17 protein-coding genes are annotated in these 24,900 nt (G+C 48.5%); 9 read left to right on the forward strand and 8 right to left on the reverse strand.

Annotated elements, in window-relative coordinates:
• The first annotated feature begins 321 nt into the window (after window positions 1–321).
• Window positions 322–708 carry a DUF4342 domain-containing protein gene (locus SPB21_RS33080; protein ID WP_163697961.1) on the forward strand — a complete coding sequence of 129 codons (387 nt, stop codon included), beginning with the start codon at window positions 322–324 and terminating at the stop codon, window positions 706–708.
• A gap of 136 nt (window positions 709–844) precedes the next feature.
• Here SPB21_RS33080 and SPB21_RS33085 read toward each other — a convergent pair whose 3' ends face one another.
• Complete coding sequence (locus tag SPB21_RS33085) at window positions 845–988, reverse strand: NAD(P)-binding protein (RefSeq protein ID WP_499058031.1); 144 nt, start codon at window positions 986–988, stop codon at window positions 845–847.
• Between the two features lie 611 nt (window positions 989–1,599).
• On the reverse strand, window positions 1,600–1,974 hold the full coding sequence (gene psb28, locus SPB21_RS33090) for a photosystem II reaction center protein Psb28 (protein WP_163670493.1): 375 nt from the start codon (window positions 1,972–1,974) through the stop codon (window positions 1,600–1,602).
• A 385-nt stretch (window positions 1,975–2,359) separates the two neighbouring features.
• On the opposite strand from psb28, the gene lon reads away from it, so the two are divergent.
• The 5 genes from lon (at window position 2,360) to hypD (ending at window position 11,333) form a co-directional block, all read left to right on the forward strand.
• Window positions 2,360–4,882, forward strand: a complete 2,523-nt coding sequence (lon, locus tag SPB21_RS33095; protein WP_499869296.1) for an endopeptidase La — start codon at window positions 2,360–2,362, stop codon at window positions 4,880–4,882.
• Window positions 4,883–5,167: 285 nt separating this feature from the next.
• Complete coding sequence (nifJ, locus tag SPB21_RS33100; RefSeq protein ID WP_499869456.1) at window positions 5,168–8,848, forward strand: pyruvate:ferredoxin (flavodoxin) oxidoreductase; 3,681 nt, start codon at window positions 5,168–5,170, stop codon at window positions 8,846–8,848.
• On the forward strand, window positions 8,845–8,997 hold the full coding sequence (locus tag SPB21_RS33105; RefSeq protein ID WP_499058024.1) for a hypothetical protein: 153 nt from the start codon (window positions 8,845–8,847) through the stop codon (window positions 8,995–8,997). The genes nifJ and SPB21_RS33105 overlap by 4 nt, the downstream gene beginning before the upstream one ends.
• Window positions 8,998–9,119: 122 nt before the next feature.
• Window positions 9,120–10,142: a dihydroorotate dehydrogenase-like protein gene (locus SPB21_RS33110; protein ID WP_163670499.1), complete on the forward strand. Its 1,023-nt coding sequence runs from the start codon at window positions 9,120–9,122 to the stop codon at window positions 10,140–10,142.
• 81 nt (window positions 10,143–10,223) lie between these two features.
• On the forward strand, window positions 10,224–11,333 hold the full coding sequence (gene hypD / locus SPB21_RS33115; protein ID WP_499869457.1) for a hydrogenase formation protein HypD: 1,110 nt from the start codon (window positions 10,224–10,226) through the stop codon (window positions 11,331–11,333).
• 202 nt (window positions 11,334–11,535) lie between these two features.
• Here hypD and SPB21_RS33120 read toward each other — a convergent pair whose 3' ends face one another.
• Window positions 11,536–12,102: a DUF3122 domain-containing protein gene (locus SPB21_RS33120; protein ID WP_499869298.1), complete on the reverse strand. Its 567-nt coding sequence runs from the start codon at window positions 12,100–12,102 to the stop codon at window positions 11,536–11,538.
• On the reverse strand, window positions 12,086–14,056 hold the full coding sequence (ftsH, locus tag SPB21_RS33125) for an ATP-dependent zinc metalloprotease FtsH (protein ID WP_163697953.1): 1,971 nt from the start codon (window positions 14,054–14,056) through the stop codon (window positions 12,086–12,088). Before ftsH ends, SPB21_RS33120 begins: the two co-directional genes overlap by 17 nt.
• 319 nt (window positions 14,057–14,375) lie before the next feature.
• Here ftsH and SPB21_RS33130 point away from each other — a divergent pair, with 319 nt between their 5' ends.
• On the forward strand, window positions 14,376–14,849 hold the full coding sequence (locus SPB21_RS33130) for a universal stress protein (RefSeq protein WP_284681669.1): 474 nt from the start codon (window positions 14,376–14,378) through the stop codon (window positions 14,847–14,849).
• A 237-nt stretch (window positions 14,850–15,086) separates the two neighbouring features.
• Here the strand turns inward: SPB21_RS33130 and SPB21_RS33135 are convergent, their stop codons facing one another.
• Window positions 15,087–15,308 (reverse strand): hypothetical protein, encoded by a 222-nt coding sequence (locus SPB21_RS33135; RefSeq protein WP_163670507.1) that lies wholly within the window; start codon window positions 15,306–15,308, stop codon window positions 15,087–15,089.
• Between the two features lie 216 nt (window positions 15,309–15,524).
• Between SPB21_RS33135 and SPB21_RS33140 the strand changes: the two genes are divergently transcribed.
• Together SPB21_RS33140 and hypE are read left to right on the forward strand one after the other, a co-directional pair.
• Entirely contained in the window at window positions 15,525–15,707 is a 183-nt protein-coding gene (locus SPB21_RS33140; protein ID WP_163670509.1) for a hypothetical protein, read from the forward strand.
• Window positions 15,708–15,711: 4 nt separating this feature from the next.
• Window positions 15,712–16,737, forward strand: a complete 1,026-nt coding sequence (gene hypE / locus SPB21_RS33145) for a hydrogenase expression/formation protein HypE (protein ID WP_163697951.1) — start codon at window positions 15,712–15,714, stop codon at window positions 16,735–16,737.
• A 293-nt stretch (window positions 16,738–17,030) separates the two neighbouring features.
• Here hypE and SPB21_RS33150 read toward each other — a convergent pair whose 3' ends face one another.
• The 3 genes from SPB21_RS33150 to SPB21_RS33160 form a co-directional block, all read right to left on the reverse strand.
• Entirely contained in the window at window positions 17,031–17,975 is a 945-nt protein-coding gene (locus SPB21_RS33150; RefSeq protein ID WP_499869302.1) for a ferredoxin family protein, read from the reverse strand.
• 337 nt (window positions 17,976–18,312) lie between these two features.
• Window positions 18,313–24,336, reverse strand: a complete 6,024-nt coding sequence (locus SPB21_RS33155; protein ID WP_499869304.1) for an aminotransferase class III-fold pyridoxal phosphate-dependent enzyme — start codon at window positions 24,334–24,336, stop codon at window positions 18,313–18,315.
• Window positions 24,337–24,569: 233 nt separating this feature from the next.
• On the reverse strand, window positions 24,570–24,872 hold the full coding sequence (locus tag SPB21_RS33160) for an acyl carrier protein (RefSeq protein ID WP_163670517.1): 303 nt from the start codon (window positions 24,870–24,872) through the stop codon (window positions 24,570–24,572).
• Between the last annotated feature and the right edge of the window lie 28 nt (window positions 24,873–24,900).

The following is a 24,900-nucleotide window of genomic DNA, read 5'->3' on the forward strand; positions in this document are numbered from 1 at the left end:
ATTTACAAGAAGCAGAAGAAGAGTAAAACCGTTTTGCTTAGAGATATCCTTTTCCAGTTATCCCTTTTTGGGGAGATACCCTCCTTTGTCTTTTTAGCCCTTTGAAGCTGATTTAACTACATCATAAGACTTTGAGGTGTTTGTTTTTCAATCTTTAAGAAAAATAAACACCTTTTGGATAAAAATTTCTGTTTGGGTGAATCCCTGTTTTATATGCATTATTCAGATTACTTGACCTCAGGTTGATTGACTTGAGGTTCTTCACAACTTCCTCATAAATCTTGTTTAGCTTATAAATGTAAGCTGTCAAAAGACTTTGTTATGAATACTCATCCTGGAAAAGTGACTCAAACGTTGGATGTTTCGGCATCTGATGTTTCCAATTCTGAAGGGGGCACTGTTACTGAGTCAGAAGGCAAGTCTGCCGAGAGGGTGGTTGTAGAAGAGCTTAAAATTTCTGGTGATGCCCTTGTTGCCAAGGTGAAAGAACTGATTCACCAAGGTAATATTCGCCGCATTATTATCAAAAATGAAGAAGGTTATACTCTGATTGAGATTCCCATGACTGTGGGAGTCCTTGGTGGTGTTATTAGTGCTGCCTTTTTTCCTGTGATTGCAGCTGTGGGAATCATTGGTGCTATGGTAGCCCACCTGACGATTGTTATTGAGCGACAAGAATCAGCAGATGTGAATGATCAAGCAAAATAGGACTGAGCTTTGATGCAAGGTGAATCATCTTGTAGGGTTTGGATGGCGGTGACCCAACGGGGAGACTTGAAAGACTGCTCAGCTTAATGGCAGTGTGAAATAAGAGCAACTAAATGATTTTCTAGCCGATAGGGCGCTATAAACAATTACAGAAACCGCCAGACTGGTTGTGTAGCTCAAAGAGTTGGGTGCGATAACCAGTCATCTGGGCGTAGCAACCAGCTGCTAATCCGGCAATGCCAGCCCCAATGATGATCATATCAGTTGCGGGTTCTGTCATGGGAGTCGCCCTATTCTACAGGGACTCATAGGTTCCCCATAATTTCTTTGTACTTTAGATGTACTAGTGAGGTACCAATGAGGTAACTCAGACCTAGACATTGTTCTTTTGAGTAAGATTCTCAGGAAAGATGACACTACTTTATCGGAAAAGATAACGCCCCCCACTTTAAGACGAAAGTCCTGGTAGGCCCTCACAGGCACTTGTGGGACCTGCGATTTGGCCATAGGCCTCACCACGAGCCTCACGTCAAGACGAGAGTGCTGGTGAGACCCCATGGGCAGCCACGAGAACCCCTGATAGATCTAGCATTGCTGCTGGGTTTGTTGATTGTAGTGATACCGAGACTGCTGTTTCCACCACAGCCATTGATGTTGCGTCCTATGGTGGCAGAGTTTGGCTTAGTTGCTCTCCACATTAGCGTCGTGCATCATATTCTATCTCAGCAATATGATGTTGTTTCGTGGGCTGACCATGGGCAGTTGCCCCCTGGCATGCATATTACTTACTGTAGAACATATGCTTGGCTGTGGTGCGGAGAGCAGGACGCAAAACTTATCGAAACTTATCGAATGATGGGATTTCAATCTACCTAATTGTCTACGCGATATCTAGGTTGATTCAGATTCTCCATAGGCTAACCCATTGGCTTCTGCATAGCGATGCATAAATCGCATGAACCGTTCCCAATGATCGTCTCGATCGATCTCAAGTTTGCATTCAACGCCTGTGAGCTCTTCTCCATCTATGTCTCCATAGAACATTTTGACACCAGAGGGCATTATTAAGATTTCGCCCTCAGTGTCGATCAGGTGTAACGCATTTCTTGAACTTTTTCTAAAGCTCAAGAAATGTTCTATAGACGCTAAAGTTTTAAATCGTATCACTGCAATATGGGTTCCTGTTGATGGATCTCGTCTGAGGCTTACGCCGCTTATTTCTTCAGGAATATTTTTAAAAATTTGTACACTGGGTATTTGGGTCATTATGGTAATTCCTTCTCTTCTATTGCTGCTGGCTTGAGCAGGGCCACTGGGGTTATCTGATACGAATTGACTTTCTGTCACTAAGTACGTCTATAGGGTAGACATGAAACGTGAGAACTTTATGAGGTGGCGAATATGGGAAACCGGCAGGATATACTCACGAATTCCTGATTTTTATTGATTAGTAAGTACGGTTTAACTCACAAGATCGTCATCCCATTCGCTTTATACTAGAGATGGACCAAAGGCAATTACAATCTCCATTGGCAGAGCTGATAGAGATTGATTCTATAACACCTGATAACAAAAAACAGTTGCTCCCAAACGAAAAAAAGTTTCTATGTTGTCGAGCAATTATCCATCACAATAGGGGGAGATAATAACCATGCTGTGGCTACCCCATTCCGCTCAAAAATTGACTCAATTCGAATCTGGTTTTCTACTGCCAGTGCGGGATACTGTGCTATTGCCCAGTATTACTCTGCCAATAGTGGCAGGACGCCCCCATTCTATTGCCTCTGTAGAAACAGCGGTAGCTACAGAGAGCAAGCAGATGGTGATTGCAGCGATGCGTCCAGAGTGTCTAGAGAGATTAGCTAAGGCTCGTGATGCAGAGGCAGAAGCAAAAAAAATATCGGATCTATATTCTGTTGCTACCCTCGGTGTGGTGCGGCGAATGGCACGGCTGCCCATTGGTCCTATTCAGTTGCTGATTGAGGGGTTAGAGCGTATACAGCTAGAGAAATTACACGTAACCAAGCAAGGATTTGAAGTAGAGTTTTGCAGGCTACCTGCGTTGACCGTAGAAGCTGCTGTAGCCGATGGGGGAGAGGTTACAAAGATCAATGCCTTAGTTGATGCCATCAAGTCTCTTTGGGAAGAGGCCGCATCTCTTAATCCTAATTTTCCTGACGAATTGTTAGCTGTTTTGAGCCGTAATGACGATGCGGCCCAAATTGCTTATCAATCAGTTATCCTAATGCAGCAAGATGTGGCTGAAACCCAGGCAGCATTGGCTGAAAATGACTTAGAGACGCTATTAAGGCAGGTGTTAGGTAACTTACAAAAACATGTCGAGGAACAACGGCTCCGTAGTCAAATTTTGGGGGAAACCAAAAAGGAAATTGATGAGCAGCAGCGAGAGTTTTTCCTGCGGCAGCAATTAAAGAAAATTCAAGAGGAGTTGGGACAGGGTAACCCCGATCAGGAAGAAATTGCTGAACTACGTAAAACTCTTGACGCGATAGCCTTACCAGCAGTGGCTGAAAAACAAATCAAGCGAGAGCTGGCGCGCCTCGAACGGATCGGTAGTAGTTCTGCGGAGGGTGGGGTTATTCGCACCTATCTGGATTGGTTGCTAGAAATGCCCTGGCAGAAGACCGTCGAAGATAATTTAGATTTGCAAAATGCTCATACTGTTCTAGATGCAGACCATTATGGTCTAGAGAAGGTAAAAGAACGAATTATTGAGCATTTAGCCACCTTCAAACTCAAACATCGGCAGCAGCCCTCTGATACTGATGGGTCGATGAGAGAGCAGGCGGAGCGTTACGCTGTTGGTACGGTTGTTTGTTTTGTTGGGCCGCCAGGTGTGGGTAAAACTAGCCTGGGACGATCAATTGCTCGGGCATTGGGGCGTCCTTTTGAACGTATTAGTCTAGGTGGTCTACGAGATGAGGCAGAATTGCGGGGGCACCGTCGTACCTATATCGGGGCGATGCCGGGACGGATTATTCAGGCAATCTATCGGGCTGGTGTGAAGAACCCGGTGATTATGCTAGATGAGCTGGATAAGGTGGGTATGGATTACCGGGGCGATCCGGCGTCGGTATTGTTGGAAATTTTGGATCCACAGCAAAACTATTGCTTCCATGACTTGTACTTGGATGTGGACTTTGATCTGTCCCAGGTGATTTTTATTGCCACGGCCAACGATCTCTCAAAGGTGTCTCCACCCTTGCTAGATCGGTTGGAGCTTGTAGAGCTCTCAGGTTATTCCGATCGCGATAAGCTGGCGATTGCACAAACCTACTTACTACCACGACAGCTAGAAAAAGCTGGGTTGCCCAAAGATGCGATTATTTTACCGGAGGTAGCCCTACGCCAGATCATCGACGACTACACCCGCGAAGCCGGTGTTCGTCGTCTGGAGCAGCAACTGGGCAGCCTTTGTCGCAAAATAGCAGTGAAGTATGCGACTGGAGCAGCTACATCTGTCAATATCCACCCTGAACAGTTGGAGACCTTATTAGGTCCGCCGCGCTATCTACGGGATAATCGACGACAACGACCGCAGCCAGGGGTGGCAACAGGGTTGGCCTGGACCCTGGCGGGCGGTGATGTCCTTTTTGTCGAGGCGGTGTTATTGCCTGAGCTGAGGGAAGTCACCTTAACCGGACAGTTAGGCGATGTGATGGAAGAGTCTGTGCAGATCGCTCGCTCCTATATTTGGGCCCATGCGAAGGAGTTGGGCATTGAGCTATCTCAGCTAAAGAGTAATGGATTACATTTACATGTGCCGGCAGGGGCGATTCCCAAAGATGGTCCCTCTGCAGGGGTAACGATGCTGACGGCAATTGCCTCTCTACTGCTAAATCAACCGGTTCGTACGGATATGGCCATGACTGGGGAGATTGATCTAAGTGGTGATGTGCTACCCGTTGGCGGTATTCGAGAGAAGGTATTGGCGGCCCACCGGGTGGGTATTCGTCGAGTACTGTTGCCACGGCAAAATGAAAAAGATCTGATGGATGTGCCAGACCATGTTAAGCAGGAGATGGAGTTTGTTGGGTGCGATCGCATCCAACAAATCCTCCAACATGCCCTGATCTCCAACTCTCTAGACTCGGCAAATAATGGTCACCGTCACCAGCCCGTAACGGGAAATGGGGTAATTATGTCAGCGTAAGCGCCTAATGCAGATGACTATACAGTTTTGCCTGCCTTAGCAAACTCTCGCTTAACTGTCTCAATGTTTGCTTTCTCCATCTGTTGATGGCCCCAAAGTGTCTGGTTTGATTGACACTTACGATAACAATTGAGCCCAATGGGATGACGCTTGTGGCATAATTTTTACCGAAAAATAAAAATGATTGGTCTTCACAAGTTCCTCAAACTATTTTCTTAATCTAAATACTGTAGATACGGTATTCATGTCCTGGTGAGGCCGCCAACACAGCGTTGAGAAACCATGATGCAAACCTCTGTACCTGTTCAACCTCGGTTTGCCACCTTAGATGGCAACGAAGCCGTCGCATGGGTGGCCTATGCCCTCAATGAAGTGATTGCAATTTACCCAATCACCCCGGCATCACCTATGGGTGAATGGGCGGATGTCTGGGCAGCTAGCAACAAGCCTAATCTTTGGGGAACGGTGCCTGCCATTGTGGAAATGCAAAGTGAAGGTGGTGTAGCAGGGGCGGTGCATGGTTCATTGCAGACAGGGGCGTTAACAACTACGTTTACGGCTTCCCAGGGGTTGCTGTTAATGCTGCCAAATCTCTACAAGATTGCGGGTGAACTGACGCCCTGTGTTATTCATGTCGCAGCGCGGTCGGTAGCGGCTCAGGCCCTGTCCATTTTTGGGGACCATAGTGATGTGATGGCGGCTCGCAGTACTGGGTTTGGCATGCTGTGTTCTGCGTCGGTGCAAGAGGCACAGGATATGGCTGCGATCGCAACAATGGCCTCCTTCGCCAGTCGTATTCCCTTTATCCACTTTTTTGATGGGTTTCGCACCTCCCACGAGATTCAAAAGATAGATCTTCTTTCCCAGGAGAGTTTACGTTCTCTGATCGATAATGAGTCAATTACTCAACACCGTCAACGGGCTCTGAGTCCTGACTATCCGGTGATGCGAGGTACGGCCCAGAATCCTGATGTGTTCTTCCAGGCACGGGAAGCCGTAAACCTTTACTATCCCCGTTGTGTGGATATTGTCGAACAGGCAATGGATAGATTTGCCCAACTCACGGGGCGACAGTATCAGCCATTCCAATATTATGGTGATCCTAATGCAGAAAGAGTGATGGTGTTAATGGGATCTGGCTGTGAAACAGCTCAGGCGACTGTAGACGCCCTTAATGAGATGGGAGAAAATGTCGGTGTGGTTAAAGTCCGACTCTATCGTCCCTTTGATGTCCAACGATTTGCGGCAGTTGTACCCAAAACCGTCAAGGCGATTGCTGTCTTAGATCGCACTAAGGAGCCAGGGGGAGCGGGTGAACCTCTCTATTTAGACGTTCTCTCAGCCCTGATAGAATCACATTTCACCACAGTAGACCATCAGTTGCCGATGATTGTGGGGGGACGGTATGGACTCTCGTCAAAAGAATTTACCCCAGCAATGGTCAAAGCTGTTTTTGATCATCTTTTATTGGATGGGTTTCAACATAGTCAGAAAGAGCCCCAAAATCACTTTACCATTGGTATTGATGATGATGTGACCCATACCAGTTGGGCCTATGATGCCACATTTTCCATCGAGCCAGAGCAGACTATCCGTGCAGTTTTCTACGGTCTAGGTTCAGATGGGACGGTGGGTGCTAATAAAAATACCATCAAGATTATTGGTGAGACAACTGATCATCATGCCCAAGGCTACTTTGTCTACGATTCGAAAAAGTCGGGTTCGGTCACCATCTCTCACCTGCGCTTCGGTCCTGATGCTATCCATGCCCCTTATCTAATTAACCAGGCTAATTTTATTGCCTGTCACCAATGGATACTCTTAGAGCAGCTGGATATTTTAGGGCCTGCTATGTCAGGGGCTACGTTGTTGTTAAATTCGCCGTATGTCCTAGATCAGGTGTGGGATAAGCTACCCGAACGAATTCAGACCCAGATTCTTCAAAAACACCTTGAGGTCTATGTCATTAATGCCTATGAAGTCGCTCGATCCGTTGGGTTGGGAGGCCGGATCAATACGGTGATGCAAACCTGCTTCTTTGCCCTATCTAAGATTTTGCCAACCCCAGAGGCACTGGATGCTATTCGGACCTCTATTTCGAAAACCTATGGCAAAAAAGGTGAAAAAGTCGTATTGATGAACCTGGAGGCCGTGGATCAAACGCTGCAATATTTGTATAAGATTCCTTTACCAGCAGAAAAACAAGTTGGCAAGATTCCTCCTTTAAAGTCTCCTGTGGCAGAGGTAGCGCCTGCCTTTGTAAAAAACGTTCTCGGTAAAATGATGCAACGCCAGGGAGATACCCTGCCTGTCAGTGCCTTACCCTGTGATGGTACCTATCCAACGGGCACTGCTCAATGGGAGAAACGCAATATTGCCCAGACAATTCCTGTCTGGGATCCAGATATCTGTGTCCAGTGTGGCAAGTGTGTGATGGCTTGTCCCCATGGCGTCATCCGTAGCAAGGTTTATAAACCAGAGGCATGGGATGGAGTCCCGAAAACCTTTAAGCATGTCACCGCTCGCGAGTGGTCGGGGCAAGAATTTACCCTCCAGGTGGCGGCGGAAGACTGTACGGGGTGCGGTATCTGTGTCGATGTGTGCCCGGCTAAAAATAAATCAATTCCTCGACTTAAAGCGATCAATATGACCCCCGTCTACCAAGAAACATCAGTCAATGGAAATGGTCGAAATATTGTTGATCTACGGCAGCAGGAGAAACCTAACTGGGAGTTCTTTAAGAATCTACCGAACCCGGATCGGCAGCAGCTGAATCTGCACAAGATCAGTCAGCAGCAAATGCAGCAGCCCTTGTTTGAGTTTTCTGGAGCCTGTGCAGGTTGTGGTGAAACACCCTATCTGAAGTTGTTAACTCAGCTCTTTGGCGACCGCTTACTGGTGGCCAATGCCACTGGCTGTTCCTCTATTTATGGAGGCAATCTGCCCACTACTCCCTGGAGCCATAATGCAGATGGACGGGGGCCAGCTTGGTCAAATTCATTGTTTGAAGACAATGCTGAATTTGGCTTAGGATTCCGGGTGTCCATTGATAAACAGACTACCTACGCAGCTGAACTATTACAGCAGGTCGATGCAGAGATGGTTGTGGAAGTTGGCTTTTCTCATCTGGAGCAATTGGCCAAACAGATTCTGCAAGCCCAGCAAACAGATGAGGCTGATATTGTCGAGCAACGAGAGCGTGTAGCTCAGCTTAAAGGCTTGTTGAAGAAATTGATAGTACAGGAGATTTCGATAGAGCTGAAGGATAAAATTCAACGGTTGTTGCCCCTGACAGACTATCTGGTGAAAAAGAGTGTCTGGATTGTAGGAGGGGATGGCTGGGCCTATGATATTGGCTATGGTGGATTGGACCATGTGTTGAGTTGCGATCGCAACGTCAATATCCTTGTTCTCGACACAGAAGTCTATTCCAACACTGGTGGACAACAATCTAAAGCTACCCCTAGAGGCGCTGTTGCCAAGTTTGCAGCAGGTGGTAAAACAACACCTAAGAAAGACCTGGGTCTAATGGCTATGACCTACGGTAATGCTTACGTAGCCAGTGTAGCCATGGGCGCGCGTGATGAACATACCCTTAAAGCCTTCCTGGAGGCCGAATCCTATGATGGGCCGTCTATGATCATTGCCTATGCCCACTGCATTGCCCACGGAATTAATATGTCCGCTGCCATGAGCCATCAAAAAGCAGTTGTTGATTCCGGTCGCTGGCTGCTCTACCGCTACGATCCTCGCCGTCGCTCAGCTGGCAAAAATCCCCTAATCGTAGATAGTCGTGCGCCGAAGCTACCGTTAGAACAGTCCATGTACGCTGAAAATCGGTTCAAGATGTTGGTGCACAGCCAGCCTCAGGTAGCCCAAGACCTGTTGCAGCAGGCACAACAAGATGTACAAACTCGGTGGCAACTATATCAGTATTTAGCTGCGTTAGGAGAAGAAAAACCATGACTGACATTCACGTAAGTCGTAATCCCTTGGGATGGAAACCTTTGAAGTGGTGGCTGTTGGCTGTAATCGCTCTACTGTGGGCTCTATGGGTCAGTCAAGATCCCAGTGTAATTAAGCCTGTGTATTTGCTGTGGGGCCTCAACGTTTAGTATCACACACCGATGGTTTGTGCCGCACATGGCTGTTGCCACCTAAATTTTTCAGCGATCACGTCTGGCTTGAGCTATGTGCAAAAAATATCTTCTCAGTTACCTAATCAATGATAAATACTATGGATATTTCTACCACTTATCTTGGTCTCTCCCTCCGTTCTCCTCTGGTCGTCGGTGCCTGTGGTCCCTTAACCGAAAATCTGGACAATCTTCGCCAGATGGAAGACGCGGGTGCCGGGGCAATTGTTCTTCATTCGTTGTTTGAAGAACAGTTACATAGAGATCGCCTCGAACTAGATTACTATTTGACCCAGGGAACTGAAAGCTATGGAGAGGCGCTTAGCTACTTTCCTCAGCGGCCTTTGTTTCATGTCAGTGCTGAAGCTTATCTAGAGCATATTCAGGCGGCTAAACAGCGAGTGGATATTCCCATTATTGCCAGCTTGAACGGTACGACAAATGATGGTTGGGCTAACTATGCTAAACAAATTGAGTCTGCTGGTGCCGATGCTTTAGAACTCAATCTCTATGCTGTGCCGACAGATATAAGCTTAACGTCTTCTCAGGTTGAACAAACCTATCTAGATATAGTGCATTCGGTGACCCACAGTGTTGATCTACCGGTTGCGGTCAAACTCAGTCCATATTTTACAAACCTGGCTAATTTTGCCCATCGTCTCTCCCATACAGGGGTAAATGGTTTAGTTCTATTCAATCGATTCTATCAACCTGACATTGATATCGACACCCTGGAAGTGTATCCCCATGTTCTGCTGAGTACCTCACAAGATTTACGTCTACCCTTGCGATGGATCGCTATTCTCTATGGTATTATGCCTATCGATTTTGCCGCAACAGGCGGCATTCACCATGCCCAGGATGCCATCAAACTGTTAATGGCAGGGGCCGATGTGACCATGATGGTAAGTGCGTTGTTAAGTTATGGCATTGATCACCTTAGTACCGTTGAACAGGCCTTACGTCAGTGGTTACAGGACCATGAGTATGCTTCTCTTAGCCAGCTAAAAGGTAGCATGAGCCAGATAAATTGCCCCGATCCCAGTGCGTTTGAGCGGGCTCAGTATATTAAATCGCTCCAGAGTTATCGACCTCAGCCACACTCCATTCATCTGGCTCCCTGATTCATATGGTTCTTTGATATTTGTGGGAACCGTGACTAAAAAGATTAATATTCTAGACCCGTGTCATCGGATAGTCTCTGGATGAAGTATGTTGACGAGTATCGAGATGGCTTGATAGTACAGGATTATGGGGATGCCATTGCATCTCTAATTACCCAACCCTGGACCCTGATGGAGATTTGCGGTGGTCAAACCCACACCATCGTCAAATACGGTCTCGATCAGCTGTTACCACCAGATATCACCTTAATCCATGGTCCTGGCTGTCCTGTCTGTGTGACCGACATGGCAATTATCGATCAGGCCTTGGTACTGGCTGCTCAGCCCGAGATTATCTTTTGCTCCTACGGTGATATGCTGCGGGTCCCCGGTACCTCTACAGATTTGTTAAGTATCAAGGCCCAAGGAGGGGATGTGCGCATGGTATATTCCCCGATGGATGCGTTAGCACTAGCCCGTAAGCATCCAGACCGACAGGTGGTGTTTTTTGCCGTTGGCTTTGAGACTACGGCTCCAGCAACGGCCATGGCAGTCTACCAGGCGCATCAGCAACAGGTTGAGAATTTTTCAGTGTTGATAGCCCATGTGCTCGTTCCTCCGGCTATGGAGGCGATTTTGTCATCACCAGATTGTCAGGTACAGGGGTTTTTAGCAGCAGGTCATGTGTGTACGGTAACAGGCTATGGGGCATATCACGAGATTGCAGCAAAGTACCACGTCCCCATTGTGGTAACTGGCTTTGAACCCGTCGATATTTTGCAGGGGATTTATCTCTGCCTAAAGCAGCTAGAAGCTGGTAATGCGCAGGTTGAGAATCAATATACCCGGTCTGTTCAAATCCAGGGTAATCAACCTGCACAACAGCTCATGGACCAGGTGTTTCAAGTAGTTTATCGGGTTTGGCGCGGTCTGGGCAGTCTTGATCAAAGCGGCTTGGGATTACGTAAATCTTACGATTACCTGGATGCTCAATTGCGGTTTGCCGACCGATTGACCATCCCCCCTCTCCCCCTCTCCCCCTCTCCCTCTGAAAATACCTGCATCAGCGGTCTCATCCTACAAGGTTTCAAAAAGCCCCATGAGTGCTCTGCCTTTGGGACCAAGTGCTGCCCAGAGCATCCCCTCGGTGCTCCGATGGTCTCTTCCGAAGGGGCCTGTGCAGCTTACTATCGTTACCGTTCAGCCTCATAAGTTTCTCAACTTGGTATGACGCTGGTGTATACCATTCTGAATATTATCCATTTTGTCATGGATGTTCTAGTTGGTGTTCCAGGGTATCAGTTGATGCTACTTGATGGCTTGCCCCTAAGGCTCTTCACCCTGGATTAACTTCGCACACACAATCAGAATTGGAAGCCATCCCGCAGTCATAAAGTACTGATAGCTGCCCGCTTTACAGGTGCCCACAAATTAAGCCTTTGCATGTTCCTACATTTAACCATTCCTCCAATACATCAGCAGGAATCGAGAGCCTTACTGGACTCTCTGTTTTTGTAGGTAACTGTAGCTGTAGAGATTCTGCATCCTGAATAGATGCAAACAATGTAAGGATATCGTATTGACCGACATTTGGGGCAGGTAATGTACCCATAAAATGTTGCTGGGTAAGATTAGGGGCACTCAATTTTTGCCCTAAATTGGTCTCTACGACTAGTGGCTGGCCAGCATCAAGATAAACACTGTTTGATTGAGTTGTTAACCATAAATAAACGCCTGCGTTATCCTGTTCCATGGATTTTAGTACTGTTGCATCCCACCGATTGCCGATTGTATCCGTGAGTGACTGTTGTGAATGATAAACCCATTGATCGGCTTCTTTCAAAAACTGTACCTTTGCTAAGGCTACAGGCGCAGACCATAGGAGCATCAGCAAGAGGGTGAGTCCTAGAATAACGAATAACTTTGTGACAGTTTGGGTAAAGCTAGGATGGTGATGATCTGAGCTAATAGGGTGTTTCATACTGCCAATCTCCTCGTAAGTTATTTGCCTGTAGCCTCTGATGTCCTGGATTTAGCCAAGATTGCAGCGCTGTTGATGGCCGAAGCTCTGATAACAGTGTTTCTAATGTATCGCCCTCTAGAGTTTCTGTTTGCAGCAGTTTTTGGGCAATACTTTCTAAAACACCTTGATTTCTAACTAAAATTTCAAGGGCCATTTGATACGCTTGGTCAATGAGTTCTTTGATCTCTTGATCAATGGTTTCTGACAGGTGGGGACTAATGGGACGGCGAGGTTGGGCAAAGCCATCTAAAAACTGAGCCTGGTTACGCTCTATCGCTACCGGTCCGAGAGTTTTACTCATGCCATAGAGGGTGATGCAGCGTTCTGCCAGGTCAGTTGCTTTTTGAATGTCATCACTTGCGCCAGTGGATACTCTATCAAAGATCAACTCTTCAGCGGCCCGCCCGCCCAACAACGTCATGAGTCGCCCCCGCAGCTCATCTTCCATCATCAAGAACCGATCATCTTCTGGTAACTGAAGCGTGTAGCCTAATGCAGCGACTCCTCTAGGTACAATGGAGATTTTTTCTACATGACCAGAGCCTGGCATTAAGGTTCCAATGATGGCATGACCTGCCTCATGATAGGCGACGGTCCGTTTTTCTAAATCATTTAGGATCCGTGATTTCTTTTCTAGCCCTGTTAACATCCGTTCAATGGCTTCATTAAAGTCAGCCATCATCACCGCTTCTTGATTTTTCCTGGCGGCCAGGAGTGCGGCTTCATTCACTAAGTTGGCCAGGTCAGCCCCAGCAAAGCCAGGAGTGCGGGCTGCTAGTTTGGCTAGTTTTACATCATCCGATAGGTGAACTGTTCTGGCATGGACCTGCAAAATAGCTTCTCGACCCTGACGATCAGGGCGATCGACCACCACACGTCGGTCAAATCGGCCAGATCTAAGCAGTGCCGGATCTAATACCTCTGGACGGTTAGTTGCCGCTAATAAAATCACACCTGTATTTGGCTCGAATCCATCCATTTCTGCCAAAAGCTGGTTCAGGGTTTGTTCCCGTTCATCGTTACTAGAAAAGGGATTATTCGCGGTACGTGATTTGCCTAGTGCATCTAGTTCGTCGATAAAAACAATGCAAGGAGCCTGTTTTTTGGCTTGTTCAAACAGGTCTCTTACTCGAGAGGCCCCCACACCGACAAACATTTCAATAAATTCCGAGGCTGAAATGCTAAAAAAGGGCACCTCTGCTTCGCCAGCAATGGCTCGGGCTAATAGGGTTTTACCAGTTCCTGGTGGGCCAACTAGCAAAACACCCTTAGGGATTTTGGCTCCCAACCGAGTATATTTTTGGGCATCTTTTAAAAACTCAACAATTTCTTGTAGTTCTTCTTTCGCTTCATCTACACCAGCTACATCATCAAATGTGACATGGGTACTACCTTGGGCATAAATACGAGCTTTACTCTTACCAACATTGAGAGCAGCAGGCCCTTCTTGCATTCTATTGGCAAAGACTCCCCATAATATCCATAACAATAATAGGGGAAATCCAAGGAGCCAAAGTCCGACCAACCAGTTGTTTTCATTGGCGGCTGTGGCTGTAATTTCAACACCATGCCTGCGTAGAATACGGGAGAGATCGGGATCATCGGGTAAGGGGGTGGTCACGGATGTTTTCGATACAGTCTCAGTGTCTGCTGGTTCTTGATCAGCCGATGTTTTGAGAGTGTATTGAATCTGGTGCTCACTAATGTGTACCTTAGCGACCTGGCCACTTTCAACCTGGTTGAGAAACTCACTGTAGGCTACTTCCTTAGATCGTTGTGGCATGCGGGTAACTGTGAACATCATGATCAACAGCCCAACCACCAGCCATCCTAGATTAATTAGGGGTGATTTGAATCCAGATGAATTCTTTTGTGGTGGAGTTGAGCGAGGTGGCGAGGAATGTTCTGGCATAGCATTGAGCAATCGTATCTACACAGCTGCTACAGCAGCTAAAAGTTTGGTGGCATCTGTCGTATGTCTTTAATATAAAGATTTTATTTGAGGAACTTGTGAGCATGGTATTGGGGGACTGCACAAAAAAAGACTCAGGTTGGGGCTGTCGATGGGTGGATGAGTGATGGGGTAATGGGGTTTAGTGATAGCTTTTGTTGTTTCAAGCACGTTGCTTGATTACAAAAAATAATTTGGATTAACAACTAAAGATATTTTTGTAGAGATAGATAAAAATAGTAATGTTCCCCTCTACATTATCCACTTAGATCGAGGCTCTATGTTTTCTAAGATACTTGCACCAATTCAGACAACTATGACCGATCAAGGTGTTTTTGATCAGGCTCTTGTTCTAGCGCAACAAAATCAGGCAGGTTTGATGTTGCTCCATGTGATCTCTCCTGAGATGAGGAGTACTCCAGCACTTCCTAATCCAACCTTGTATCGGTATCCAGTCATTACAGATGAGCTGATGCAGGGCTATCAACAACGGTGGGAAGATGTCGAAAATCAAGGGTTGGCAATGCTCAAAGCTTTAGCAGAAAAGGCTCAAACTGCTGGAGTAAAGGCTGAGTTTTCACAAAATGTCGGTAACACTGGTCATGTTATTTGTCATATGGCCGATAATTGGGAGGCTGATCTGATTGTTATTCGGCAACCTGATCGTTCTAAACTAGATGAATTGTTCTTGGGTAGTATTAGCAACTATGTTTTGCACCATGCGTCTTGTCCAGTAATGACAATTCCATCCTGAAAAAAAATACCCTGAGACTTTTGAGATATTCCCCAGTCTCAGGGTAGCTAGCTCAATGAGATGAATGCGATCGCATGCTCAACAAGTTCTGGAATCGATAATTTTCAATAGGTATTGTGAATATTCGTTAATCCTCACCTCGTCAACTCATGGGTAATGGATGGGCTTGTTACCGTATCCACAATGAAGTCAGTCGATAATTTCCTCGAAGAAACTAATGGGTATTGCGGTAGATAGTTAACTGGCTTTGGGTTGGTGATCCAAAACCCAGTTTTCAATCAGGAAAATAGCTACTAGCAAGGCGATCTGAAGTGCCGGAGGAGCAACTCCAATCAAAATCATCACACAGGCCGTGGCGGTAAGCCCAGCAGAGATGACTTCAAATTGTTTATCGGCTGTGAGAAAGACTCTTATAGCTATGAGCAAAATTGCAGCGGCACTAAAAAATATGGTCCACATACTGCTTCCTCCTATGGCTGGCTAGGGGATGAAGAGAACTTGGGCAGCTGAGCTAAGTCCTCAACTACACTGTAAAAGAATAGTTTGAGGAACTCATGAGGAAGAATGGAGTGGTATGTGGATTTTAGTAGAAGAGAGGGAAGATAAGAGAAGAATACAATTCTATATTATGGCCTGATGGGCGTCTGCTCACAACTTCTTCACATTTTTAAGCTAATGTTTATCATGTGGGAGTTTAATGAGCAAGCCCTGACATGGTTTCGCCGTCAGTCAGTGGGATTTGTGTTTCAGTGCAGTACTATGGCCGCTGAGATAACAGGCAGTTTACAGCCTGAAGAACACATTGTCCTGCACCTCAATGGGCAACTCCAGGCAGGGCGTCAAGTTAAACCCAGATAATGTTATGCATGCTGCCTGTCCCATTCCCATTCATCAATATCCTCAAGTCCTTCTGGCCCATGGCGGCGGCGGACGTCTCATGCACCAGCTCATTGAGACTATGTTGCTAGCTACATTCCAGCCGGACCCAGACTGGCAGCATGATGCCGCTAGTTTAACCATGGCCGGTAACCGGTTGGCATTTACTACCGATTCCTATGTGGTCACCCCGCTGTTTTTTCCAGGGGGTGATATTGGTTCCCTGGCTGTTTATGGCACGGTCAATGATCTGGCTATGGCCGGCGCAAGACCGCACTATCTCAGTCTTAGTTTTATTCTAGAAGAGGGGCTGCCGATGGAAACCCTGTGGCAAGTGGTGCAGTCAATCCAAGCAGCCATGCAACAGTCCCACGTACAGATTGTTACCGGCGATACCAAGGTCGTTGATCGGGGCAAGGGAGATGGGATATTTATCAACACATCTGGGATTGGTGTGCTTCAGCACGACGGTTTAATCGGTCCCTCTTCTGTTCAAGTAGGCGATGTGATCATTCTCAGTGGAGATGTTGGCCGTCATGGCATTGCTATTTTGTCTGCCCGAGAAGGGCTGACGTTTGAAACGACCATAAAGAGTGATTCCGCTCCCTTAGTGAAACCTGTTCTTGAATTGCTGCAACATTGGCCAATCCACTGTTTACGGGATCTAACTCGGGGTGGGTTAGCCAGTGCCCTGAATGAAATTGCATTGGCTGCCCATGTGAACATTGAACTAGAGAGTATAGCGATTCCGGTGGAAGAGCAAGTCCAAGGTGCATGTGAAATTCTGGGACTTGATCCACTGTATATCGCTAATGAAGGCCGTTTTGTTGCTTTTGTACCAGCAAGTGTGGCATCAGATGTATGGAAATGCCTGCAACAGTACCATTCACACGCTCAAATTATTGGACAAGTCGTAGATGATCAAAGGGCATTGGTCACAATAAAAAATGCTGTTGGATCCCAGCGGATTCTCGACTTTCTCAGTGGTGAGCAACTTCCCCGTATCTGTTGATGCTTTGATATGTGTGAAGATAGTCATAACTATCCCACTAAACACCTACTATATTGTTGTAGTGGAATCCATTCAAGTTCGCCATAGGTCTTCACTATCAGACGATATAGTATTTCTCGATCAGATTTAGCCGGAGGCAAAACTCTCGTGCCACTTAATAAGCTAGGCTTAGCAAGCTATACAGCCTTATGCACTTTGTTTTCGACAAAAGCTCGTGGGCAGTTATCTTGCCAGTGGTAGTTCCTAGCATCAGGTGGTAGAACAGTTGAAAGTACCCCTAGTTGTGGGGGCAATTACTCAAGCCGTATCGAGAAACTGGGCATATCGCTTCCAACCAACGAACCCAGTGGATAACAGTTTAATTGATTATTTTGAACTTCAGCTATGTAGCGCAACAGGTTTTGACCAGGCAACTTAACAGTCAACTCAGCCAATACATAGGCTGTCGATTGTTTTAAAATCTGGCCAAATACTGGGCTCTGCATCCAAGACCAACCATGATGTCGCCAAAGCTCTGCTTCTAAACGCTGAAGCGGTTTAGGTAGAAGGCTCCAACCTCTATAGGTGGATAACAAGGGTGCCATATTGCCTGATTGTTTCAGCAGACACATCAGAGATTGTTGATTCAGATTGCCGTAATAACGTCCTTGGGGAAAATCAATTAGTGTAGGAGCAAATCGATGCCCACCAATGTGACTAACTTGCCACAGTTTAACGTCGTCACTCAGGCCAAGTTGCTGAACAGTTGCGATCGCATCTCGATAAAATGGATAACCATACATACCGCAGCACTCATTGTGGCTTGCATGGGTACATACCATCAAGTGTCGCTGTGATGAAAGCTTTAGGGGTCGGCATTTCTGCTGAAAGAAATCATCAATGGCTACGGCCATATCATCAGGTGATTCAACTTGAATGTCCCAACAGCCATAGTCTTTCACTAAGGTATTCGCTTGCTCGGTTTGGAGGCCACTGTCAGTTGGCAAACAAGCACGCCGAAAAATTAAAATGCGCCGCCGCTGTTGCTGCCCAGACTCTTCATTAGCAATCAGGTGCACACGCACATCAGACTTGGCAACCAATAACGACCTAACCACCTTCCTTAAGGACTCAGGCACCCCTGACGACAACAAGGCTGGCTTATCCCACGGTGGCGGCACCTCAAGCAGGATAAAGGTATTAGCTGGAACAGCTGTACCAATTAAAGATTTAGATCGAGTTAATGTTGCTGTCTGCATGTTCACTATGACAGAGGGTACTGCCCCTTTTTCTGAAACCTTCTATTTAATGATATTCATTTTCATTAAATACAGCCATGCCGAAAGTAGTTTTTTATACTGAAATCAAGCTAATATGTTGAAAATTTATATAAAAAGGCTGCAAATTCAAGATACAAAAGCTTTCATAGTGTATGCTCATTGCGAAATCACTATTGATACTTAGTTTCATTTTTGAAAACAATATAGCCTCTGCCACGATGCAAGCCACGGCAGAGACTAGTAAAATGAAATTGTTTTAGCCTTCAGAGGATTCTGTTGTCATAGACGTATTAGGCCATCTATGGGCTCAGCCGGCTCAATTCATCCTTTTGATCCCTTGAGAACGGCGTGTGGCTTCCAGTTTTAGACGGTTTTGCTGGACGAGCGTTGTCTGTAGGCGCTGAGTCTGGGTTGTTAAAAAATCGTCCAACGTCTGATGGATCTCTTCCAGCGTTGCTTGCGGAGATTCCATCATCAGGTTTAATAGCCTGTCATAGGCCGCTATCCAACCGGCGATAGTTGTGTCTTCAAACAGAGCACTGCGGTAGACCGTTGTTAAATGAAGGCCGTTTTCAGCCTCGCTCAGGTGCCAAGTCAGGTTCCACCGTCCATACACTGGGGATGGGGGCACTGCTTCTACGGCCAATCCTTGAAAATCAGGAGTGGTTAACGATGGGTCTAGGTTAAAGAACGCGGGCACAATTGGCTGTAGCGGATCGGCGGATCTAGCCGATGTTTCTGCTCGGTTGTTTTTTGCCCAGCGCGCCCACTGGCTTAAAGAATAGTCGGTATGGTCGTAGCACTCTAACAATGTCGTCCGAATTGTATGCAGATAATCGGTCAGTGATTGCTCCGGGCGAAGCTGGCTATACACTGGCAACACATTCACACAGTGAGCCACTAGCCGCGACCAGCCGGGTTGTCCCTGGCCAGCCACAGAAATACCCACCGCTAATTCTGTTGTTTGACTCCAGCGATGTAGCAGTAAACAAAAGGCCGCCAACAATGTCATAAAGGGAGTGCAACCGTGTTTCTGGCTCCAAACTTGAAACTGTCGATAGCGCTCAGCAGATAGCTGCCATGATTGGGAGGTGCTGTGGTAATCGGGTGACCCCATCGACTCGCTGTCGGTCAATAGCTGCCATTGGGGCAGGGGTTGCTGTTGCCAGTAGGCCGCATCGGCGGCCTGGCTGACTCGCTGGACATAGTCTCGATAGGAACCTGGGGACGGCAGTGGTTGAATGTTATCCCCAACGGCCATGTTATATAGCTGACTCAGCTCTTCGAGTAAAATCTGAGTGGACCAGCCATCTACGACAATGTGATGGACGGTAAGTACCAAACCATGGTGTTGTTCCGCCAATTTCAGAGCCTGCATGCGCAGTAGGGGCGGCTGGGTGAGGTCAAAAACGTGGTGTTGTTCTCGCTGTAGCCAATGCTGAACTTCGAGAGTCTTTTTCTCGGAGCTGAGGGCACTCAAGTCAATGAACGGCAAGGTGAATGTCAGACTGGGGACTACCTGCTGGGTTGTGCCGGTGGAGACAATTCCAGTTCGTAGCGCGTCATGGCGGTCAATCAGCTGTTGCAGGCTCTGGCGTAGCGCCGACTCATGCAATGGCCCCCGCAACTCTAACCAGACACATTCTGTATAGGCAAGGGAGGCATCAGGATTGAGCTGCGTTAATAGCCAAATCTCTTGCTGGCTTTCGGTCAAGGGCAGTACCTGAGCTGCCGTCAATGACTTTCCCGGCAGAAAGCCTCCCTTTTGCATTTGGGCCACCGCTGTTTGGACCGCCTGGATGATTTGTTCAATGTCGGCCTCTGTGTGGGCGGTGGAGAGAAAACAGTTACGTCCTTCCCAGACATAGATTCCCTGCTCAATCAGGTGATAAAACAACAAATCATAATTGCCGGTAAAGGCAAACCGAAAGAGCGAACCAAACTGCACGATCTCGATCGGCACTTCGGCCTGGCTAAAGAACGTATTTAGCCGCTGGGCAAATATCTCAGTGCGCTGGTTCAGCTGTTTTTGTAGGTCTGCTCCCTGCTGCTGAAGGTGTAGCAGAACAGCTTTAGCAGCGGCCATCGCCAGGGGGGGTTTGCAAAATGTTCCGGCAAAAAAAGTACGCTCCACACCCGGATAAGAGTCATCGCCATAGTGCCAGAGACCACCGTCAATGCCATCCATGTATTGGGCCTTACCGGCAACAACACCAATGGGTATGCCGCCGCCCAACACTTTGCCATAGGTGGCCAAGTCGGCCTCCACGCCAAACCAGGTTTGGGCTCCACCGGGATGAATGCGAAAGCCCGTAATAATCTCATCAAAGATGAGCGCCACCCCATGGTCCTGGGTGATGCGACGTAGATCTTGCAGAAAGTCTTGTGGTTGTAAACCGGGGCGACGGCTTTGCACGGGTTCTACTAAGACGGCGGCAAGTTCAGAGGCCCGGTTCTGAATCACCTGAAGTGCAGTAGAGTCGCCATAGGGTAGCACCAGCACATCCGCCACCATGCCGGGGGGAGTGCCTGGAGCGATGGGCACGCCAGCATTATCTTCTGCTGATCTAGCTAGGACTCCGTCAAAGTGACCGTGGTAAGCGTTCTCAAATCTGACAATGAGACGGCGTTGCGTGGCCGTGCGGGCTAACCGTAGAGCCGTCATCACGGCCTCTGAGCCGGACTGGGTAAAGGTGACCCGTTCCATGCCCGTCAGTTCATGGATGAGTTTGGCCACATCTCCCGCTAGTTCTGCCTGGGGACCGATTTGAATGCCGCGCTGTAGCTGGGTTGCGATCGCTTGCTGAACAAAGTCGGGGCGGTGACCAAATAGATAGACTCCAAACCCCATGGTGATGTCGATGTATTCGTTGCCATCGATATCCCACAGTCGAGCCCCTTCAGCTCGGGTACCCACAATGGGATAGAGCATCTCTTTGATGGAGGGCCGAAATCCGGCACAGGCACGACTATCGGCTAAATAGGGATGGCTAGTCTGCTTACGACGTTTTGACTCAGCCGTGCGCTGGGTGTAGCGCTGAATAAATGTGTGGAGATAGTGCTGCTGTGATTCAGTTAGGGACTGATGAGCTGCGGGTACTGTTGTGGGGGGTGGAGAGGAGACATGTGGCGGGGCCGGTTTTTGTGGGGGCCGTGGTGGAGAGACCGTGGCTGGAGAGACCGTGGCTGGCATTTGGGTGCCTTGCTGGGCATGACGCAGCAGCTCAATCTGTTGTGTCATTAGCTGCATCTGTTGTGACACAATCTGCTCTAAGCCTGTGGTAGCAACCACAGGACTTGTCCCCACAGACATTTCTGGAAATGCTGTTGTTACAGTGAGTGGTTCTCTGTTGTTGAGTGGGGGAGAGTCGGTCGCTGCGGGCGTCCCAGTACTACTGTTGGGACTATGATCGGAATTACGGTTGGTCCCATCTGCCGTTTGCTGAGCGATAAAGTTAGATAATGCCTCTAGAGTCTGTAGATCTTCAAAGAATTGCCGAATGGTGACCGTCACACCAAATCGGGCTTCAATGGCCTGAACAGCTTCAATCAGCACGATAGAATCAGCGCCCATTTCCAGGAATGGCGCTTGCGAATCAACGGCTTCTGGCGCGATCTTTAGCAGCTTGGCCACCAGCGTTTGCAATTCTGTCTGTATCTGGGCAACTTGGTTGGACGTTACTAGGACCTTGGCGGTGTCCGTGGGGGTAGGTCGTGTGGGAGATGTCGGCATAAACCAATAGGACTGGCGTTGAAAAGGATAGGTGGGTAGGGCAATCCGCTGCCCCTGGGTTTGATTGATAGCGGCCCAATCGACGGTAAACCCTCGAACAGCTAGTTGACTGAGGGTTTTTAGCATCACGCATTCGTCATCTTGCTTCGGCACCAGGGAGGGCAGCCAAGGTTTGGTAGCTTCAGAAAAACTGCGCTGTGCGATTCCTAGCAGCGTGGGCTGTGGCCCAATTTCAAGCCATAGATTAGGGCGTTGGGCCAGCAAGGTCTTTAAACCAGTGGCAAACTGAACCGGTTGGCGCAGCTGTTGACACCAGTAATCGGCATCTGGGGCCGCTGTTAACGGCTGGCCCGTCAAATTAGAAATTAGCGGGATTTTTGGGGATGCATAGGTCAGGGTTTGGGCAAATGTTGCGAATTCCGCGAGCATTGGCTCCATTAACGTCGAATGAAAGGCGTGAGAAACAGGTAGGGGGCGGGTACGAATCCCCTGATCAGCAAGAATTTTTAAGACGGAGTCCACAGCTGTTTTGTTACCAGAGATGACGGTGTTGCCGGGTCCGTTGATGACAGCAATTTCCACCCCATCTAAGGTCTCTATTAAGGGCTGTAGTTGTTCAGGTGCAGCAAATACGGCGGCCATGGTGCCATCTAGCGGCAACTGTTGCATCAGACGAGAACGCAGGGTCACAAGCCGCAGCCCATCTGTCCAGCTTAAGCACCCCGCCGCACAGGCAGCAGCATATTCTCCCAGGCTATGGCCTAGAACAACCGTGGGGACAATCCCCCAGCTCCGCCACAGTTCACTAAGGGCATATTCCAAAGCAAATAGGGCGGGCTGGGTATACGCTGTTTGGTGTAGTCTGTTTGCCTGCTCTTCTGTTTCCGTAAACAATACTGTCAGGAGCGACGGGTCTAGCTCAGATTGCAAGGCAGCATCGCACTCATCTAAGATGCGTCGAAACACGGGCTGTGTGTCATAGAGTTGTCGTCCCATGCCGACATACTGTGCCCCCTGCCCCGTAAACAAAAATGCAATGTCTCGCTGGGGACGACGGGGAGCTTTCGCCATAGCCACAGCGGTCGAATTTTTCCCCTGGGCCATATCAGTGAGGTGCGATCTCATCCCCTCTAACGAATCCGCCACCACCATCGCCCGATGAGAAAAGATAGAACGCCCCATATGGGCTGTCCAACAGACATCTGCCAGATTCACCCCAGGATGGGCCTGCAAAAACTCCGCATAGCGACCCGCCAGGGCGGTCAAAGCAGGCTCCGATTTAGCCGTTAGCATCAGGCTGTGCCAGGCGGGAGCAGCAACAGAAGTCGAGGCAGGCGTCGGGGAGCTGGATGCCGCAGACACAATTACATGGGCATTGGTCCCCCCAAAGCTAAAGGCACTCACCCCCGCTATCGGTCGATCCACACCAACCGATGACGGCCACTGGCAACCTTGCTGAGGAATAAACAACGGCGTGTCCGTCAGGTCGATGCGGGGATTGAGTTGATGTAAATGCCCATGGGCCGGAATGTAGCGATGCTGTAGTGCTAGTACCACCTTAATCAGACTCGCAATGCCAGCCGCCGCTTCCATGTGACCGACGTTGGCCTTTAGCGCCCCTAGGGCACAGGGCTGTTGGGAGGAACGACCCGCCATTAGCACCGTTTTTAGCGCATTCACTTCAATCGGATCCCCCAGGGGTGTCCCCGTACCATGGGTTTCAACGTAGCTAACATGGGCGGCAGGCACCTGGGCCTGGGTCAATGCCTGACGAATAACCGCCTGTTGGGCAGGGCCGTTGGGGGCGGTTAGACCGTTACTCAGCCCATCCTGATTAACGGCTGAACCCTGTACCACCGCTAAGATCCGATCTCCCGCCTGTTCAGCATCAGCCAGTCGCTTCAACACCACAACGCCACACCCTTCTGAGCGCACATAGCCATCGGCGGCAGCATCAAACGTCTTGCAGTGGCCATCAACGGCCATCATCCCGGCCTGTTGAAACACCTCCGTCACCTCGGGTCTGAGAATTAAATTCACCCCCCCTACCAGCGCTAAGTCACAGCCGCCAGCCGCCAGGCTTTGCCCTGCCAGGTGTACGGCCACCAGCGACGATGAACAGGCAGTATCAACGGCTAGACTAGGCCCCTTTAAATTGAGGGCATAGGAGATTCTATTAGCGGCCACACAAAGCGCCGTCCCAGTGGCACTGTAGGGGCTCACGTCGCTCTCTGGGCTGTGGTGTTGACCCAAAAGATAACCATAGTCACTGTGACTAATGCCAACAAATACCCCTGTACGGCTGCCCGCTAAGGATTGAGGTGCAATAGCCGCCTGCTCTAAACTCTCCCAACAAACTTCCAATAACAGCCGCTGTTGGGGATCGAGATAGGCCGCTTCACGGGGGGAAATCCCAAAAAACGCTGCATCAAACTGATCGATATGGGACAGGAACCCCCCCCATCCGGTGGTGGCTAGCCCTGGCAGTTCTCTGGGTGCAGCTGACGTCATGGCATCACCTCCCTGGCACAGGAACTGCCAAAAGTTATCGGCATTGTCGCCCCCCGGAAACCGGCAGGCCAAACCGACAATCGCAATTGGGTTCATCGTTTAGAATGCCTCTCAGTGCAGATTAACAAATGGTCATTGGTTCACTGCTGCCTGGCCAGAGCCATCATCCATGGCATCGGCTTGGCCAAATGTCGCTCTTAAACAGACTGTTCTCGCCAGGAATGCCAAAGACCTAGTACCCGATGGCAAAAATTTGGCACCCTTGCATCCACCCATCCACCCATCGACTCATCCACATTGGATGGTGGACAAACTTACGCCATAAAGTACTAGCTCTCTTGCCCCTCAGTTTCTAAGGACAGGTCTCCTAAGTGTTCAGCCAGGGTGGCAATCGTGGGATAGTCGTAAAGCAATGTGGGTGAAACCTGTCGCTGCAACCACTCCTCAAGTTCTCCTGACAGCCCAATTACTTCGGTAGAATCGAGTCCATAGCTGTCAAAAGGCGCATCTGGATCAATGCCCTCAATTGTGGTGCCCAGAGACTCTGCCAGTCTCTCAGACAGCCAAGCCTCAATGTTTGCTATCGTTGGTTGGTCCATAACAGATGGTTGCGGGTTAACGGATGAATTCATAGGAGAAGCCTTGCTCACAGTTGCTCAC

The sequence above is a fragment of the Leptothoe sp. ISB3NOV94-8A genome (assembly GCF_043421595.1).
In the GTDB taxonomy this organism is placed as follows: domain Bacteria; phylum Cyanobacteriota; class Cyanobacteriia; order Phormidesmidales; family Phormidesmidaceae; genus Leptothoe; species Leptothoe turfae.